The organism is Anaerotignum propionicum DSM 1682, assembly GCF_001561955.1.
GTDB classification, from domain to species: domain Bacteria; phylum Bacillota; class Clostridia; order Lachnospirales; family Anaerotignaceae; genus Chakrabartyella; species Chakrabartyella propionicum.
The window spans coordinates 2,788,913-2,807,771 of the sequence record NZ_CP014223.1; the positions used below are offsets into that span (position 1 = coordinate 2,788,913).

An 18,859-nucleotide genomic window follows, 5' to 3' on the forward strand; every position below is an offset into this window, starting at 1 on the left:
CCGCCTTCCTTAGCAATCAAAATAATAGCCCACACCTCTTTTGGTCAATATATATTCGGGCTTTCCCGGATCATCCTCTAACTTCTCTCGCAAGCGGCGAACCGTAACATCAACAGTACGAACATCACCAAAATATTCATAACCCCAAACCTTCTCCAAAAGAATTTCTCTGGAGAAAACCTGTCCCTTTTGCTGAGTAAGGAATTTTAATAGTTCAAACTCACGCAGTGTCAGCTCTAATACTCGACCGTCCTTACGTACCTCATAACGCTCCAAATTTATATTAAGCCTGCCAAAAACCATGCCATCCGTTTCATCTGGGATGGTCTCCTCTTGCACAATTTGACGCCGCAAGTTCGCCTTAACTCTTGCCATCAGTTCCCTTACACCGAAGGGCTTTGTTACATAATCATCGGCACCAAGCTCAAGACCCAGAACTTTGTCCAATTCCTCAGCACGAGCGGTAAGCATTATGATGGGTGTATTTTTCTTTTCTCGTATTTTTTTACAAGCCTCGTATCCATCCATCTTAGGCATCATGATATCAAGTAAAATCAAATCCGGATTCTCTTCCATAGTGAGTCTTACTCCCTCTGCCCCATCACCAGCTCTTAAAACTTTGTAGCCTTCTTTTTTCAAATTGAACGCAATAATATCAACAATATTTTTTTCGTCATCTACAATAAGTATTTTTTTATCCATTTTTCTCCCCCATATTATAGGTCAGAAGCCTTAATTATTTTATTATACAAAAAATTTTATAAAATGTACAGTTCTTACAGCATACATCTATAAATTACAAGTAAGCATAAAACGCCAATTCTAAGGTATCTGTCTGTTTTTCCAGCAATACCCTTCTGTTTTTGTATATGCGACCTGTTGTCTTTACTTATATACTAATTATAAAAACCCCTATCTTTTACAGAGAGCAACATCCCTTAGAAAAACTTTTCAACTAACAAAGAAAAAACCCGGCAATCCCAGAGGGATTGCCAAGATTTTAGACACTCTCCAATTAAAAAATTTGCACTTTGCATTCGCAAGGTGTAAATCAGGTTTCTTAAATAAAAATTTTTAATAATTAGCCATGGAAATAACTTTCCCTGTTATTTTAGACTTATCTTTATCAAAAAAGTTCCAAAAAAAACTTCCGTCCCATCAATCTTTTTTTGACAGAAAAGAAATGACTGATTTACAATGAAATAGAATTCCGTTATCCCTATTCTTGGACTTTTTTGATTCTTGTTTTTTCACTCTTTGTATTTCTTCAACAACATTAATAACACACTCATATCAATGGGCTTAGGAATATGCTCAGTCATTCCCGCCGCCATGGTCTCTCCAATATCTGATGGAAACGCATTGGCAGACATGGCTAAAATGGGTATGGTTTTTGCATCCTGCCGTTCCAATTTACGTATTTCTCTACTTGCTTCATAACCGTTCATAACAGGCATTTGTATATCCATCAAAATGGCAAGATATGCATTTTCTGGGGATTGTTCAAAAAGAGCGAGGCACTCCCTTCCATCTCCCGCTACATCTACAATTAAGCCGCACATCTCCAAAAGAGTTTTGGCAATCTCCACGTTTATTTCATTATCCTCTGCCAAAAGAACTCTGGAGTTTTCCAGCTCTGCAAGAAGCCCCGTCTCCACTACCACCAACTTCTCTTGGGGTTCAGTTTGCTTTGGAATACTGTTGTTTGTTTTTTTCTTTAAGGGAAGCTCAAAGCGAAATACACTGCCCTTACCTTCCTCACTTTCCACATAAATATGTCCTCCCATAAGCATGGCTAGATTCTGAGAGATTGCTAAGCCAAGCCCGGTGCCTCCGGATACCAAACCGCCCTCCCCTTGTTCGAATGGAAGAAAAATTCTTTGCAAAAAGCTCTTTTCTATTCCTATTCCGTTATCCCGTACTTCTATTTGAAGCAGACTCCTGTTGTCATCTAAATTTCGTCCTCTCACAGACAAAAGGATCTCCCCTCTGGGTGGCGTATATTTAAACGCATTGCTTAACAGGTTAATCAAAATCTGATTCAATCTCAACGGGTCTCCTTCAAAAATACCCTCTGTCCCTTCTTTTAACAGCACTGAAAACCTTTGATCCTTGAGTTGCCCTTGAGTATAGCCATAGACAACTGCCTCCTGAAGCAAATCATGAATATCAAATTCCTTTATGTTAAGGGGCATTTTCCCGCTTTCTATTTTACTCATTTCTAAAATATCATTAATCAATGCCAAGAGATATTTTGAAGAGGAATTGATTTTTTTTAAGCAATCCGACATTGTTTCCTTTTGTTCCAAGTTCGCCTGCGCGATGGAAGTCATCCCCATAATGGCGTTCAAAGGGGTTCTGATATCATGAGACATGCGAGATAAAAAATCACCCTTCGCCGCATTTGCTTGCTCTGCCAATTTTAACGCATCCTTCAAAGCATTTTGCTGCTGGGCATCTCTTGACTTTTGTTCATCGATATCTTTAAAATATAGCATAACACGCAGACTATCTGCACTTTCCTCCAATAGCTGAACTTGAAGGCGATGCCAGCGATAAGTGCCTTTGCTGTTTCCTACAGGCATCTCCATCATAATCTCACTTTTCCCTTGGTGAAACTCTTTTACTAAAACTTCAGGCATAAATGTATTTCTTGCCCCTTCACGATACTCCCATTGAACCAAATCAAAGCAATCATTCAGCAAAAAGTCATACAACTGCTCATCTTTGGGCAAGAACATGCCATATTCATCAGAGTCCTTCCAAATGTGGGTTTCTCTGCTTTTCAAATCTACTTCAATAATCAAATCGTAAAGCTGATTGACCGCCCGTAGGAATCTTTGATTAGACATTCGGCTTTGCCTTTGCTCTCGCTGCAGCTTTTCCTCCGCCTGCTGTTGTTCCCTCTTGCTTTCATCTATGGAGCGTAGTGTTCCAACAACTTTTTTTAAAGTTCCATCCTCAAAAATAGGGTTTCCCTGACAAAAAAACCATTCATAACGCTTATTTCGTTCCACATATATTTCTATCTCCGCCCCAGTGATTTGTCCTTGCAAAATTTCTAAGAAAGTTGCTGTATGCTCCTTAGAAAGCATTGTGGACTTCTTCATCTTCTCCATGTAATTCCATATCTTTGTAGAACCCTTCTTATCTCGTTCCGAAGGATAGTAAGCAAAATAATCATCCCTAACGTAATATTCGAAGATACCAACCGCCATATCTACCACTGCCAAACGGTAACGTTCCCTTTCCTTTAATAACTGCATTTGGGTTAGCTTGTTGGCGTGAATATCCAATAAAATCATCAAATAAACCGGGTATCCATTTTGATAGTCCACAAGCCGACCCTCACACTGAACCCAAACAGATTTCCCGGTTTTATCACACACCCTGCATTCAAAGGAGATTGGTAGTCCTTTTTTCCCCTTTTGCATGATTAGAGATATTACAAACTCCCTATCCTCAACAAAAACGTTATCCCCAACCTGATATCTTCTATCTATCACCCCAAAAAAATTGTAAAACGTTTTGCTGGCCTCCAAAAAAATGATTTCATCAGCCACAGCTATCTTTAAAACATACCCGGGAAGGCTATTAAATAGCGCTTCCTGCTCCGTAAGAAGCTGTTGGGCTATGCCCTTCTCAGTCTGAATTTCTTTCCAGAGCATCACCGCCATCCTATCGCCGGCATTAGTATTTTGGGGGATTATCACGCTCCCTCTAACCCAGCGATATAATCCTTCCTTATTTTGAAGCAGGTAATCATGGCTAATTCTTTGGATTCCCTCATTGCAGTCCAATAAAAGCTGTTCCCTGCTATAAACGTGTCTTATCTCAGACTCATGCAAGGGATGAATACACTGATAAAAGTGCTCAGTCATTTCATCATAGCTTGTCCCAATAAAAAAAACATTTCTCTCATAACAATCAGGTAATAGATTGACATACTCATCCTTCGTTAAATTCACCAAACAGCTGTGTACATATCCTTCCGATAAGATAATATCAATATTTTCAAGAAGGTTTAAATGCACTGCCGCATTTTCCCCTTGTACAACGGGGGTAATCACCACAGAAAATGCAGGGGTGTTTTCTTCTCCCCATTTTATGCTCGTGACCATTATCCGCAAGATTTTCTCCGAAACATCATCAAATATTATTTTTGTAAAAGATTCATTTTCCTTTATATTTTTCTTTACACATTGGTGGCACTGTTTCTCCCATATTTCACGAAGCCTTCTGCAAAAGATATTCCCCTCTTGCCTTTTTCCCTCATTATTGCAGCATAGCACTTCATGGGTATCCTGTTGCACAACAAATACTGCCACTTCCCCCATGGCATTCAATAATTGTTCATAATTGTCTTCCCATTTTGAACTCATTGCGGATACCCCTTCCCAGTTTAAGGCCAACACTTCCATTTCTTTCACAAGTATAATTTCTCATCTATTTCATTGTCAACATGATTTCAATGAGCTTTCCACTCTATCCCAGGGCAAGCAAATGACAGCTGTATATCCTTTTAGTGGAATACCTAACATTCCATATCAAAAAGAGTAATCTCAGAAAAACGTCAAAAAAGGGTATCCTATAATCTGTTTAAGACCATTGGGATACCCCTAAAAACTTCATTTAATAACTTCTTTCATCCTCTTTCACCCGAAATGCCGCCTGTTCCAAAGAATGGGCTTTGCTCAAGGTGTTGGAACGAACTGCCTCCAGATTTTTATTTGCACTTGCCAGCATCAGCTTAATCCGATTCAGCTGATTGATTTCGCTCGCACCTGGATCATAGTCAATGGCAACCACATTAGACAGAGGATACTGCTTGCGTAATTCCTTAATTACCCCTTTGCCCACAACATGGTTTGGTAAACACCCAAAGGGCTGTGTGCAAACAATATTTGCAACACCGGTATGAATCAGTTCTATCATTTCTGCCGTTAAGAACCAGCCTTCCCCTGTTTGGTTACACAGAGAAACTACCTTTTCTGCATATTTTCCCAGTTCACGAATATCCTGAGGAGAATCGAAGCGCTTGCTCACTTTTAGGGCACTAATCATAGGTTTTTGATATTGCTCTATGACCTTTGCCACCATATCCGCAATGATTCTGCTTTTTGCAGAGCCTCCCAGATATTTTTCCTTCTGTGTTGCATTATAACAGCAATATAAACCAAAGGTAAGCAAATCAGGCACAACGGCTTCGGCACCCTCTCTCTCCAAGAGATTTACCAAATCGTTATTTGCGGTGGGGTGGAATTTTACCAAAATTTCTCCTACCACACCTACTCTTGGCTTTTTCACATCAATCAATTCCAACTCATCAAACGCTCGGATGATTCCACGAATATTTTCTGCGTATGTACGGAATTTTCCAGTGGCAACATCCTTCTTCACTTTTTCATTCCATTTTTCGTAAAGTGCGTTGGCAGAGCCTTTCACCTTTTCATAGGGGCGTGTGCGATATAATACCCTCATAAACACGTCACCGTAAACCAAGGCCTGTATCGCCTTATTCATCATGCCTAAGCCAATTTGAAATCCCGGGTTTTTCTCCAATCCAACTGGATTAATGGAGATAACGGGAATGTTCGGCATACCCGCATTCTCCAAAGCCTTACGTATGAGGGCAATATAATTTGTTGCTCTGCATCCGCCGCCGGTTTGAGAAATCAATAGCGCTGTCCTATTTAAGTCATACTTGCCAGAAAACAGTCCGTTCATCAATTGCCCTATGGTGATCAGTGCAGGATAGCAAGCATCATTGTTTACATATTTCAGTCCTGTATCAATGGCACTTCTGTCCATGGCCTCCATAATCTCCAGATTATAGCCACAAGCTTGCATTGCCGGCTGCAAAATATTGAAGTGTATTGGCGACATCTGAGGGCAAAGTATGGTGTACTTTTCTTTCATTTCCTTTGTAAACAACACTCTGTGCAGGCTGGCATCCCCCTCTTTCAGGCTGACACCTTTTTCTCTTCTGTCCTCCAACGCAGCAATTAAGGAACGAATCCGAATACGGGCAGCCCCAAGGTTATTTACCTCGTCAATTTTCAGCACAGTATAGATTTTCCCCGAGGCATTCAAAATTGCCTTTACCTCATCCGTAGTAACAGCATCCAACCCACAGCCAAAGGAATTTAGCTGAACATATTCAAGGTTTTCCTGGGTTGTTGCAAAAGCCGCCGATTCATACAGCCTGGAGTGATAAGTCCATTGATCCCGCACGACAGTGGGGCGTTTTGCCTTCCCAAGATGGGCAACGCTGTCTTCTGTCAATACTGCAATGTTGTAGCCCGCAATCAGCTCTGGAATGCCATGGTTAATTTCAGGGTCGGCATGGTAGGGACGTCCCCCAAGAATGATGCCTATCATGCCCTTTTCTTTCATATATTGCAGGGTTTCTTCACCTTTATCATGCATATCTCGACGGAACTGAGACCATTCGTTCCACCCATCGTAAACCGCTTCTTTGATTTCCTTTTTATCGCAGCCAAGGGGCTCAAATTCCTCCGTCAGACGCTTCAAAACCGTCTCAATTTTATCCATAGCTAGGAAGGGATTCATAAAAACGATATCCTTTTCTTGAAGCTCTTCCATATTGTTTTTAATGTTTTCGTTATATGAGGCTACAATAGGGCAATTATAGTTATTGTCTGCCGCAATGCTGTCTCTTCTTTCATAAACCACCCCTGGGTAGAAAATCATATCCACGCCCTGTTCAATCAAATACATGATATGCCCATGTACCAACTTAGCAGGATAGCAAACAGATTCACTGGGGATGGATTCCATACCCTTTTCAAAAATACCCTTTGAGGAATTGGGGGAGAGTACCACCCTGTATCCCAGCTTTGTAAAGAAGGTATACCAGAACGGATAATCCTCCCACATATTCAAAACACGGGGTATTCCCACCGTGCCACGCTTTGCTTCCTCAACTGATAAAGGCTCATAGTCAAACAATCTGTGGCGCTTATATTCATAAAGATTAGGCGCAGGATTTTGATTTTTCTCCTTACCCAAGCCTCTTTCGCAACGGTTTCCTGTAATAAAGCGTCTGTCTCCATTGAATCTGTTAATGGTTAAAAGGCAATGGTTGGTGCAAGCCTGACATCTTGCCATAGAAGAATGCACCTCAAGGGTATTCATAGCCTCTTGACTAATCAGCGTGGTTTGGAAACCTGTTTCATATTTATCCCTTGCAATCAAACCGGCACCAAAGGCACCCATAATGCCTGCAATGTCAGGGCGAACAGCTTGCTTGCCGCTAATCATTTCAAAGCTTTTCAAAACCGCATCGTTATAAAAGGTTCCCCCTTGCACAACCATAGATTTTCCCATGGATTGAGGGTCGGCAATTTTAATTACTTTCAACAACGCATTTTTAATAACAGAGTATGCTAAGCCTGCGGAGATATCTGATACATCCGCACCCTCTTTTTGTGCCTGCTTTACCCTTGAGTTCATAAACACAGTACAGCGGGAACCCAAGTCTATGGGGTGTTTTGCAAACAAAGCTATTTTTGCGAAATCAGCCACTCCATAATTCAGAGATTTTGCAAAGGTTTCAATAAAGGAACCACAGCCTGAGGAGCAGGCCTCATTGAGCAACACACTATCAATCACATGATCCTTAATGCGGATACACTTCATATCCTGTCCACCAATATCCAAAATAAAATCTACATCGGGACGGAAAAACTGTGCCGCTTTATAATGTGCCACTGTTTCAATATACCCTAAATCAATCATAAGGGCTTCCTTCAAAAGTCCCTCTCCGTAACCTGTAACACAGGAATTGCGAATCACAACATCCTCAGGCATCAAGTCATACATTTCATTCAAGCTTTTGGTAACAACGCCTAAAGGGTTTCCTTCATTTCCTGCATAAAAGGAATACAGTAAGCTTCCATCCTCGGCAACCAAAGCAACCTTTGTTGTGGTGGAGCCTGCATCAATTCCTAAAAATGCATCTCCATGATATGTAGAAATTGGAGTTCTTTTTACTTTGTTCTGGTCGTGTCTTTCCTTAAAAATATCATATTCTCTTTCATTGTAAAATAAAGGTTCCAAGCGGCCTACCTCTGCCGACATTTCCCCTTTTTCATATAATTTTTTCAGAATCGAGGTAAAGTTGAAATTCGCCTCACCTTTGCAGGAAACTGCCGTACCATATGCTGCAAACAAATGAGAATTCTCAGGTATAATGGCCGTCTCCTCTGTCAGTTTCAGGGTTTCAATAAATCTGCCTCTGAGTTCAGATAAAAAGTGAAGAGGGCCTCCCAAAAAAGCAACATGGCCACGTATGGGCTTACCACATGCCAAACCTGCAATGGTCTGATTCACTACAGCCTGAAAAATAGATGCTGCCAAGTCCTCCCGCTTTGCTCCCTCATTAATGAGAGGCTGTATATCTGTTTTTGCAAACACACCACAACGAGAAGCAATAGGATAAATCACCGTCTGCCCTTTTGCCAATTCGTTTAAGCCCGTTGCATCTGTTTGTAAAAGGCTTGCCATTTGGTCAATAAAGGAGCCTGTGCCACCTGCACACACTCCGTTCATTCTTTGCTCAACGTTGCCGTTATCAAAATATATTATTTTTGCGTCCTCACCACCAAGCTCAATGGCAACATCTGTTAAAGGCGCCATTGTTTCAAGGGCTCTTGCTGTAGCAACAACTTCTTGAATAAATTCCACTTCAATGCTTTTTGCCAGGGATACGCCACCGCTTCCGGTAATCATAACAGAAAAAGAAGCCTCGCCCAGCTCTTCCTTTGCCTCCTTTATGATCGTCATTACCGTTTTTTTGATTTCCGAAAAATGCCTGCGGTAGCAGCAAAATACCATTTCCATCTCTTGGTCAACCAATACAACCTTAACGGTTGTAGAGCCGATGTCAATGCCCATTTTATATGTATTGCCCATGCTTCCATCATGATACTTCACTTGTAAAACCCCCTTCAATATACTTCTGCTTTCAGCCTTTCAACCGATGCACTTCCATATATGTTTTTATATCAATCCTAATTCGGTGTGTAAAATTTCGCCAAATTATCTTTCTCAAATACAATAGTTCTAAAAAACACAATTCATTGTGCTCTCTTCCACCCTCTGGTTAAGAACTGCTTTTTAAAAATCCATATGGCCTAAATGATTCATTGCCACAAATCATTTCTTACTGAAATTGACTCTTTCTGTTCACTTCACAAAATTTCATTAGTGACTTTACTTAATTTCATTATATGCACAATCCTAGTAAATTCAATATTTTTGGCCGCTAAAATCCCGTTAAAATTTTTATTCCATCCTTATTTTAGGGGATTTTTGCAACGAAAAAGGCTATCTCCTTGGAGGGGAAATAGCCTTTTTTTCATTCTAAAATAATAATTTCTTCAATTTTTTCAATCTGATGTGCAACGATCTGATTGTGGGTACGTATACAAATGAGATTAATTCTATTGATCCCAATCAATTCTCCTTCAATAATCTTCTTCTGGATTGTAGTCACCTTAATACGCATTCCACGGGTAAACTCCCTCCCATGAAATGTAAGGCTTTGTATTGGAAACAACTCTTTGCATTTTTCATAAACCTCAACCATGTCCATGTTTTTCACTTTGAAGCTTAATTCTTCCTCTTGCTTCCCAAAAAGCCTTTGGAAAAGTCGTATTGCAGAAAAAATAATGTATGCAATACACGCTGCAAGCAACACATCTCTCCAGCCTAACGCCAAAAAGCCTTCCAGCATCTTCATTACCTCTTACCTCTTTTCTATCTTTCTTAATCTCAGCTAAGCTGCAGTCTGCCTGCTCTATGTTTCAAACACTTCAAAATAAGCCTTTGTAAAAGACAAACAGAATATTTTTCTTTTATTCTGCCCCATGACGGAAGAATAAAACCGCAACCGAGACTTACAGATTTGTCAAAATCTCTTTTCTATTTATGTTTCAAATACCAATTTATTCATTGGTTTTATATTCTTTATAAATATCTCTCTTTGACACCCCTCTGTCCTTGGCAGCCTGCTTCATAGCATCTTTTTCCGTCAAACCCTGCTGCAAATACCGCTGGATATGCTCTGGTATGGAAACTTCTTCCCAACTAGCCTGAGCCTCTTTTTTTTGCGTTTCCAAAGAAAGCCCCTCTATAACCAGAACAAATTCCCCTTTTGGTGTATTTTCTTTAAAATATGCTATCTGATTTTCTAAGGACTCTCGACGTACTTCCTCAAATTTTTTGGTTAATTCCCGAATCGCAGCACTTTCTCGATTACTGCCAAACACTCGGGCAAGCTCTTCCAACGTATCCAATAGTCGATGGGGCGCCTCATAAAATATCATAGTGCGGTGCTCTTTTTCCAAAGTGTCCAGCACCAACCGACGCTCTTTTTTATCCGATGGCAAAAAACCTTCAAATACAAATCTTCTGGTATCCAAACCCGAAAGCACCAACGCAACCACTGCCGCCGAAGCCCCTGGAGCTACCGTTACAGACACCCCCGCTTCATAGCAAAGCTTCACCAAATCCGCACCGGGGTCTGAAATTCCCGGCATTCCTGCATCCGTAACTAAGGCAATGTTCTCACCACTTAAGAGCTTCTCCACCAAAAAAGGCCCTTTGCCAATTTTATTGTGCTCATGATAGCTTGTCATGGGTGTTTTTATCTCATAACGATTTAAAAGCTTTAATGTGTTTCTTGTATCCTCAGCGGCAATTACATCCACACTTTCCAGAAGCTTTAATGTTCTTAGCGTGATATCCTCTAAATTTCCAATGGGCGTTGCGCAAAGGTATAATGTTCCTGCTGTATCCTGTTTCATGCCTGCCCCTCTCCATAATAAATATCAAATGCTTCTTGGGTATACTTCCCTGCTTCGCTATAAATAATCAGCGGTGGTTCTACCTTAACCATTGGGTTTCCACCCTTTATTCCTTCTACAAGAACCATAGTTGGTGCCTTGTCCTGAAAGGGATGAATAAAACGCAATCTTTTTGGCTCCAGCTTATATTGACGCATCAACACCAAAATATCCGTCAGCCTATGGGGGCGGTGAATCATATAAAACCTGCCGCCCTTATTCAATACCTTGTCAGCCGCCGCCACAATATCCTCTAAGGAACAAAGAATTTCATGCCTTGCAATTGCTTTGGCACTGTGGGGATTCACTAGGCCACCTCCTTCATTCATATAAGGAGGATTGGAGGTCACAACATCAAAAGTTTGCTTGTGAAAAAGAGTGGCAACTTCTTTGATATCTCCATGCAAAATAGAAACCTGTTCCTCTAACTCGTTTAAGGCCACACTGCGCAGTGCCATTTCTACGCTTTCTTCCTGAATTTCAAGACCGGTAAATTGCTGTCCCTTAGTTTTTGCGGCAAGCAAGATAGGGATAATTCCAGTACCTGTCCCCAAATCCAAAACACACTCCCCTTTTTTTACTCTGGCAAAGCTGCTGAGTAGTACTGCATCTACGCCAAAACAAAAACGGCTGGGATCTTGAATGATTTGATAACCATCACGGTGTAAATCATCCACCCGTTCATAGTCGTTGATTTTAATATCAGTCCTCATATGCCTTTAATTCCTCAGGGATTACCTCTTTTTTCTTTTTCTTTGACTTGATTACCTTGATTTCATCTGCGTGATAAAAAGCAATGGTCGGTGGGTCATTTTCTTTCTTTCTCACTGCCGCTTTTACTTGTTGAAGCAACACATTGGTGGACAGAATTTCTCCTGTTCCTTCCGGTGTGGAAATAATATCCCCAACCTTAGGCATTTTTCTGTTTAATTCTTCGTAAACATCCTCTTCATATTTTAAGCAGCACATCAAACGTCCGCAGATGCCGCTGATTTTCGTAGGATTCAAAGAAAGACTCTGTTCCTTTGCCATTTTAATGGAAACGGGCTGAAAATCACCCAAAAACGTAGCACAGCACAACGTTCTTCCGCAGATGCCAATGCCATTGAGCATTTTTGCCTCATCACGTACGCCAATTTGGCGCAATTCAATACGGGTACGGAAAGCCGCCGCCAATTCCTTTACCAGCTCTCTGAAATCCACTCTACCATCAGAGGTAAAGTAAAAAATCAGCTTATTTCGGTCAAAGGTCATCTCAACATCTACCAGCTTCATATCCAAGCCTAAATGGGCAATATGCCCTAAGCAAATTTGAAAGGCTTCAGCCTCTTTTTTCTCATTATTCTCCACCGTGCGCGCATCATCCTTTGTGGCCTTGCGCAGTACCTTTTTCAGGGGAGGCACAATAGTCTCCTCTGGCACATGGGTATTTTCTTTGATTACTTGTCCATATTCCACGCCACGGGCAGTTTCCACAATGGCGTAATCTTCTTTGGTTAGTGTCATTCCATCGGGATCGAAATAATACATCTTTCCTGCTTTTTTAAATCGAATTCCTACCACTTCTATCATTGGGCTCCATTCTCCTTTAGCTCCATTAGCATAACCTCTATGGTCAGCCTGAAATTTCCATTCTGTATTAAACGCTCTTTCGCCTTTGTCACAGCCGCCGATTTTTTAGCCAAAATTTCTGTTGGCTCTTTTGCCGCTGAATATAATAAATCTTTTTTATCCTTTTGAATAATAAATCGTTCGTCCCTTAAGGACTTTGCCGCCATTAAATCTCGATACCATAACGCGATGATATCTAAAAAACGGGTATCATTTTTAAATATTTCCCATTCCTTTGCCAAAAGCAATGCCTCTGATAATCGCATAGACTGCAATTGGCTCATTTGTGTTAAAATATCCTCACGCATCTGCCGAAAAGCAGTATCCTCTATCAGTTCTAGCGCATGTCCAATTCTGCCCTGAGCATAAGCCGCAAAAAATCCGCCTTCTTCTGGGGCTACCAATTTTTTGCCGACCAAATATCTATGAATCTCTTCCTCTGAAAGAGGGCTGATTTTCAAAGTAACCATTCTTGATAAAACTGTAGGCAAAAAGGCCTCTGTTTTTTCCGCCAAAAGCAAAAAAACTACATATTCCGGCGGTTCTTCCAAGGTTTTCAACAATGCATTTTGCGCCTGTACCGTCATAGTATGGGCATGTTGAATGATATATATTTTTTTATTATAATGGTAAGGCTTGATATCAACCGTTTCCAATATCTGCCCACGAATTTCATCTACCCCCAGCGTTTTTTTCTGAGAGGTCACATAAATAACATCGGGATGATTCCCACTTTCAAATACCCTACAACTCTCACAGGTATCACAAGGCTCATCCTGATTGGTGGCACATAAAAGATATTTTGCAAAAGTATTTGCAATCATCTTTTTACCTGACCCTGATCCTCCTATAAACAAATAGGCATGGGAGGTTTTTTGATTTTTCACCGCCATGCGCAAATGACTGAGCAGGCGCTGATTGCCCCAAATTTCCTCGAAGCGATACAAAGCGCCCCCTCCTTTCTTAATACATCAGTTCTTGGATTCTGACTTGAATATCAAAAAACAGACTTTTTTCCAGAATGAGATGTATCAAATTCCCAAACATTAAAACTTTTTAAATTGTTCCACATCTACCACAAACACTGTGGCACCGCCAATATTTACCTCTATGGGTGCCAAAATAAAGCCATGCATTGCACCGCAAGAAGAAGGCAGAGTGGCATACTGGGTACGGGACTTACTGTTTTCTTCAATAATCCCCATAGCTTCTTCTACCTTGTCATCCTCAACACCGGTTAAGAGAGTCGTATTTCCGGCTCTTAAAAAGCCGCCCTTTGTTGCCAGTCTTGTTACCTGAAAGTTCGCTTTATTGAGATTGGAAATAACCTCACCTGCGTCTTCATCTTGAATAATGGCAATAATTAGCTTCATAGAAACTCCTCCCATCCTATATACTCCATTTGACTTGAAACAATATTTGTACGAATAATATTGAACACACGCTAGTAAAAAAGCGCTTTAAAAACCAAACAACTTATCTAGCTCAACCTTTATTTGAGAGAAAACAGCTTCAATTCCCTCACTTGCATCAATGGGGCAAATACGCTGTCCCTCCAAATTACTTAAGGTTTTGTAACCATTATAAACCCTATGATGGAATTCCTGCTTTTCCTGCTCCAACCGATCCATCTCATGGTTTTCCTCTGATTTTTTTCTGGAAATCCCCGTTTCCGGAGAAACCTCCAAGAAAAACGTAATGTCCGGAGAAATCCCCCCCGTTGCAATACGGTTTACCTCAGCAACAATCTCACCCAAGCCGCGGCCGAAGCCCTGATAGGCAATGCTGGAATCTGTAAAACGATCTGTCAATACATGCTTCCCTTCCTGCAAGTTGGGCAATATGAATTCCTCCAAATGCTGGGCTCTTGCGGCTGCATATAAAAGCATTTCTGTTTTGGCTTTCATTTCTTTATGAGAAGGATCCAATAACAATTCTCGTATTTTTTCAGAAATTACAGTTCCCCCTGGTTCTCTGGTTAGTAGAACTTCCTGACTTTTACTTTTCAAATATGCATCTATTTTTTTAATCTGTGTGGATTTTCCGCTGCCATCGCTTCCCTCCACCGAAATAAAGAATCCTCTCATTTGACACCTCAAAAATCTCTAAAATTCATCGAAAACATGAAACACCTTTCAAAGAGCAGCATGCTTTAGTCTTTCCAATTACTTTTCAATCTTTTTCAAGGAAAAGAATAGAAAATAATTGTTGTTTTATTATACCACAAAACCAAATTTGTGCCTATTTTTTTACTTTGGTAAGACCCGATCATTCTTTATGTCTAAATTTCACTACAAGTTCATAGAAAAGCTGCATTGAATGGATGTCAACCTCTAACGATGGAAGTTCCACTATCCAATAAGCACTATCCTTCCAATGTGAATTGTTCCCATTTTTCCAATCCATTTTGCAATTGTATGATTATTTTGACAACTTTTCAAAAAATTTTCCTTAGACCTATTGCAGCAAAAAGGAACGTCAGCTTTATAATGCCAAACGTTCCCTTCCCATAAATAGAACTTATTTTTTTTGATATTTTTTAATGATACGAATATCATCACCAAAAAACTTCATTTGCTCAAACTCACCAAAAAATCGAGAAGTAACACGATCAGAATAATGAGTCATCAATTCTGTTGGACCTAAGTTAGTTGAAATCACAACAGCCCTTTTTGCTAATTTTCTGTCATTTACAATGCGAAAAAGCTCCGAAGTAGTAAATATTGTGGAAAACTCTGTGCCTAAGTCATCAATAATCAAAAGCTCTGCTTCCAAAAGCTCTTGATCCCACTCCTTCGCCTCCTCCTCATCGTCCTCTCTATGGAACCTTTGCTCCTCCAGCTTTCTAAATAATTGCCCCGCTGTAAGGTATAAAACGGTATGACCCTTTGCCAATAAATCCTTGGCTATACAGTTACATAGAAAGGTCTTCCCTAAGCCGGTTCCGCCGTAAATCAAAAGGTTTGCCCCATTGCCAAACTCCTCAACAAACGCCAAAGCTCTTCGGTAAAGCTTTTCTGCATTTGCTTTCGGAGATATTCCTTCTTCCTTTAACGGTGTGGAGCTATATAAAGAAAAATTGAAGTTATCGAAGTTTTCGACTTTTATCATATCCCGCACATTTGACTGGTCATAAAGTTTGTCCATCAACCGTCTTTTCATGCAAAGGCACTGTTCTGTGCCGATATATCCGGTGTCCTTACATTTGGGACATGCATATTCCATTTCAAGAAGCTGGGGAGTTAAATTGTGGACAGCTAAAATTCGGCTGCGCTCCTCTTCCAAAACCTTTTGCCCCATTTTTAACTGATCCATAATATCTTTGACGTCTACCTTGCCTTGCAAAACCATTCTAGCGGTTTTTGTTCCCAACAGTGCCATTTCCTGCTCTATTTCTCCTAAGCGGGGCAATCTTTCAAAAAGCACAGCCTTTCTCTCCCGCAGCTCCGCCGCCTTTTTCGTACGCAAGCTATCGTACTCCCGTAATATTTCACGAAATATCTGTGTTCTCGTTGCCAAAGCGCCCGCCTCCTTTACCATTTATCTCTTTCTTCTCGCTGTAGCTTCTCTAATTTTTCAAAATCCCATTGCCTCTGGGGATAATTGATAAACCGATTTTGCTTAGGCTGTGTAGCCACAACCTTTGGCTCGCCAGTTCTTACCGTCTTTTTTGCGGCAAAAGCCCGATCCAAAGTCTCTATATCAGCAGGGGTTTTCACTCCTGCATCTTTCCATTTTTTTAAAATGCTATCGGCATAAGCAAAACTCACTTTTCCCGTCTGCATGACCGTTCTTTCGCAAGCCACCTTAATGACATCAATGGACATCTCATACTCTCTCAACCATTTTTTCATATAGGTCTCTTCACCTTCCACAGGCATTCTGCCGCTTTGCCCAAAGGCACGCATAATGGTATGAAAGCTTGTTTTTCTCATTTCTATGTATTCAACTGCCTTGTCCACAGTTTGGATCCCCTCTTCTGCCCAAGCCATAGCCACTTTTTCCACATAGCGCATTCCCTTAAATCCATCGGAAACACAGTAGGAAAGCAACACCTCAATTAAATCTATTGAGAACCCAAGCCAATCATACAAACCAAATATCATACTGATATCCTGCTGGGTTAACGGCTTGCCTAATTTGCGCTGAGCCGTTTGCAACAGGGCTTTCATTTCACCATGTTTCATATATTCGGATAACTCTGCCATGCTATATTCAGGCTTTTGCTCCATAAAAACCCTTGTGGAAACCTGTTCAACTGGTTTTGTTCGTTCTCGTTCCTGCCAATATTGCCAAGCCCGAACCACATCACTTTCCAAAACATTCAGCCTTTGGGCAATGGTTGCCGCATCAGCATCCTCCAAGGCTTTTGTCATCAGATAGACAGAAACATACAGCGGGGGCGCCAAAGGCAGTTCTTTTTCAATAAATTCACTTGAGATACAAATTTCCCGCGCCATTCGCAGCCTCCTCTCTATCCTGATATTTTCGTACCTTTTAGTATATCATAGCTTGCCAGTTAAGAAAAGACTGCCATCGACAAAATGCGTCTATGGACAGCCTTTTTTTATTTACTCTTATGTTTTATGTGAACATTAAAATAATAAATAATAAAGCTTAACAAAATGACAGTGAGCAATACCACCACTATAATTCTTGAATCCTTAAAAGAAATAAAAATTGCCAAACACCCTAAACAAAAGCTGATTGCATACAAAATCAACACCGCCTGCTTTTGAGAAAATCCACGGTCAATAAGACGATGATGCAAATGCCCTCGATCAGGCTGCATAATGGACTGATGCTTCGCCATTCTGCGCAGCATGGCAAAAATTGTATCAAATACAGGCAGCCCAAGGCACAAAACACTGACACTTACTGCCAAAAGAGCATATCCCTTAAACACACCAAGAATACTGGTTACAGATAAAACAAACCCAAGGAATGTAGAACCCGTATCCCCCATGAAAATTTCCGCCGGATTAAAGTTTCTGGGCAAAAATCCTAGGCAAGCACCTGCCAAGGCAGCAGTTAAAACCACGGCAGTATTACTTCCTGTCATAATGCACAGAACCATAAGGCTTAAAGCGGCAATAGAGGATACCCCTGCCGCTAGACCATCTAAACCGTCAATTAAATTCACCGCATTGGTTACCCCTACAATCCAAACTAGGGTAATGGGAATGCTGAATTTCTGCAAAGCTGCGGTTACAGGCCAAAGCACCACATTAATTTGTATTCCGGAGAAAATGACAATCAGTGCCGCCACAATCTGTACACAGAATTTTAGCTTCGCAGGCAAATTTTTCATATCATCCAAAACACCTAGAGCCGCAATCAACAGTGCTCCGCTCAAAAAGCCAATAAACTGTTTGGTGCTCATACCTTTGTCAAAAAAGAAAACCATCAAAACAGTCACGGTAAAGCCCAATACAATGGCTACACCACCCATTCTGGGCATAGGCTTTTTATGAACACCTCTGTCCTTTGGATAATCGATGGCGCCGCATTTTATGGAAATCCATTTAGCAAAGGGGGTTGCAACCAGTGTAATCGCAAAGGCACTAGCGAAAGCCGCTATATATAATAACCAATTATGTTGCATTCAAAAATCCTCTCCTAACAGTGGGGGGAAACTCCCTATACAGGAAAATGGGGATAGTCGTGTCTCAGTCTGCCAAGCAGTTCTCGCCTCTAAAAAAGGAGGCATATCCCCTTAACTTTACGATTTATTTTGTTCCGAATATTCTGTCGCCTGCATCACCCAAGCCGGGAACAATATACCCATGATCATTCAACATTCCGTCATACGCCGCCGCATAAATATCAACATCAGGGTGAGTCTCCTGAATTTTTTTAACACCGTCGGGAGCAGCAAGAATGCAAAGCATAACAATGTTCTTAACGCCTCTGTCCTTCAAAAATCCGATTGCCGCCTCTGCGGTACCACCTGTTGCCAGCATAGGGTCAGTTAAGAATACAATTCTTTCTTCAACATCGCTGGGAAGCTTGCAGTAATATTCCACAGGGTTTAAAGTTTCAGGATCACGATACAAACCAATGTGACCGATTTTCGCAGTAGGCATCAAATTGATAAGCCCGTCTGTCATACCAATTCCAGCTCTCAAAATTGGCACAATGGCCAGTTTTGCATCAATCACACGACATTGCGCCATAGCCACAGGTGTTTCTACCTCAATGTCTGCCAAAGGCAACTCTCTTGTTGCTTCGTAGCATAAAAGCATTGCTACCTCTCCGATTATTTCACGGAATTCCTTTGAACCGGTTTCTTTGTTTCTCAGCATCGCCATTTTGCTTTGAATCATGGGGTGTTCAGATACGAACAGTTTACTCATTTTCGTTCCTTCTTTCTTGTC

The 18,859-nt window shown here is 40.9% G+C and carries 14 protein-coding genes; all 14 read right to left on the reverse strand.

All coding sequences use genetic code 11. From position 1 onward, the window contains the following. Positions 1-9: 9 nt before the first annotated feature. Positions 10-702, reverse strand: coding sequence for a response regulator (locus CPRO_RS13090; RefSeq protein ID WP_066052753.1), 693 nt, complete (start codon positions 700-702; stop codon positions 10-12). 548 nt (positions 703-1,250) lie between these two features. After that, on the reverse strand, positions 1,251-4,382 hold the full coding sequence (locus CPRO_RS13095; RefSeq protein WP_159430658.1) for a hybrid sensor histidine kinase/response regulator: 3,132 nt from the start codon (positions 4,380-4,382) through the stop codon (positions 1,251-1,253). 250 nt (positions 4,383-4,632) lie between these two features. Further along, entirely contained in the window at positions 4,633-8,937 is a 4,305-nt protein-coding gene (locus CPRO_RS13100; RefSeq protein ID WP_066054069.1) for an acyl-CoA dehydratase activase-related protein, read from the reverse strand. Positions 8,938-9,382: 445 nt separating this feature from the next. Further along, positions 9,383-9,766 carry a hypothetical protein gene (locus tag CPRO_RS13105; RefSeq protein WP_066052759.1) on the reverse strand — a complete coding sequence of 128 codons (384 nt, stop codon included), beginning with the start codon at positions 9,764-9,766 and terminating at the stop codon, positions 9,383-9,385. Between the two features lie 205 nt (positions 9,767-9,971). Continuing rightward, a complete protein-coding gene (gene rsmI / locus CPRO_RS13110; RefSeq protein WP_066052761.1) occupies positions 9,972-10,832 on the reverse strand; it encodes a 16S rRNA (cytidine(1402)-2'-O)-methyltransferase in 861 nt (286 codons plus the stop codon). Beyond that, positions 10,829-11,584: a tRNA1(Val) (adenine(37)-N6)-methyltransferase gene (locus tag CPRO_RS13115; RefSeq protein WP_066052766.1), complete on the reverse strand. Its 756-nt coding sequence runs from the start codon at positions 11,582-11,584 to the stop codon at positions 10,829-10,831. Before CPRO_RS13115 ends, rsmI begins: the two co-directional genes overlap by 4 nt. Continuing rightward, entirely contained in the window at positions 11,574-12,443 is an 870-nt protein-coding gene (locus CPRO_RS13120; protein ID WP_066052769.1) for a PSP1 domain-containing protein, read from the reverse strand. The genes CPRO_RS13115 and CPRO_RS13120 overlap by 11 nt, the downstream gene beginning before the upstream one ends. Then, the gene (gene holB / locus CPRO_RS13125; protein ID WP_082754369.1) at positions 12,440-13,429 is read right to left on the reverse strand and encodes a DNA polymerase III subunit delta'; all 990 of its coding nucleotides are present in this window, start codon (positions 13,427-13,429) and stop codon (positions 12,440-12,442) included. Before holB ends, CPRO_RS13120 begins: the two co-directional genes overlap by 4 nt. Before the next feature lie 99 nt (positions 13,430-13,528). Further along, positions 13,529-13,855 carry a cyclic-di-AMP receptor gene (locus tag CPRO_RS13130; protein WP_066052772.1) on the reverse strand — a complete coding sequence of 109 codons (327 nt, stop codon included), beginning with the start codon at positions 13,853-13,855 and terminating at the stop codon, positions 13,529-13,531. Between the two features lie 87 nt (positions 13,856-13,942). After that, on the reverse strand, positions 13,943-14,569 hold the full coding sequence (gene tmk, locus CPRO_RS13135) for a dTMP kinase (RefSeq protein WP_066052774.1): 627 nt from the start codon (positions 14,567-14,569) through the stop codon (positions 13,943-13,945). A 433-nt stretch (positions 14,570-15,002) separates the two neighbouring features. Continuing rightward, a complete protein-coding gene (locus CPRO_RS13145; protein WP_066054073.1) occupies positions 15,003-16,001 on the reverse strand; it encodes an ATP-binding protein in 999 nt (332 codons plus the stop codon). Positions 16,002-16,015: 14 nt separating this feature from the next. Then, on the reverse strand, positions 16,016-16,942 hold the full coding sequence (locus tag CPRO_RS13150) for a DnaD domain protein (protein ID WP_066052779.1): 927 nt from the start codon (positions 16,940-16,942) through the stop codon (positions 16,016-16,018). Between the two features lie 107 nt (positions 16,943-17,049). Continuing rightward, entirely contained in the window at positions 17,050-18,087 is a 1,038-nt protein-coding gene (locus CPRO_RS13155) for a glycosyltransferase family 4 protein (protein ID WP_066052782.1), read from the reverse strand. Between the two features lie 124 nt (positions 18,088-18,211). Then, positions 18,212-18,838, reverse strand: a complete 627-nt coding sequence (gene upp, locus CPRO_RS13160) for a uracil phosphoribosyltransferase (protein WP_066052785.1) — start codon at positions 18,836-18,838, stop codon at positions 18,212-18,214. Positions 18,839-18,859: the final 21 nt, after the last annotated feature.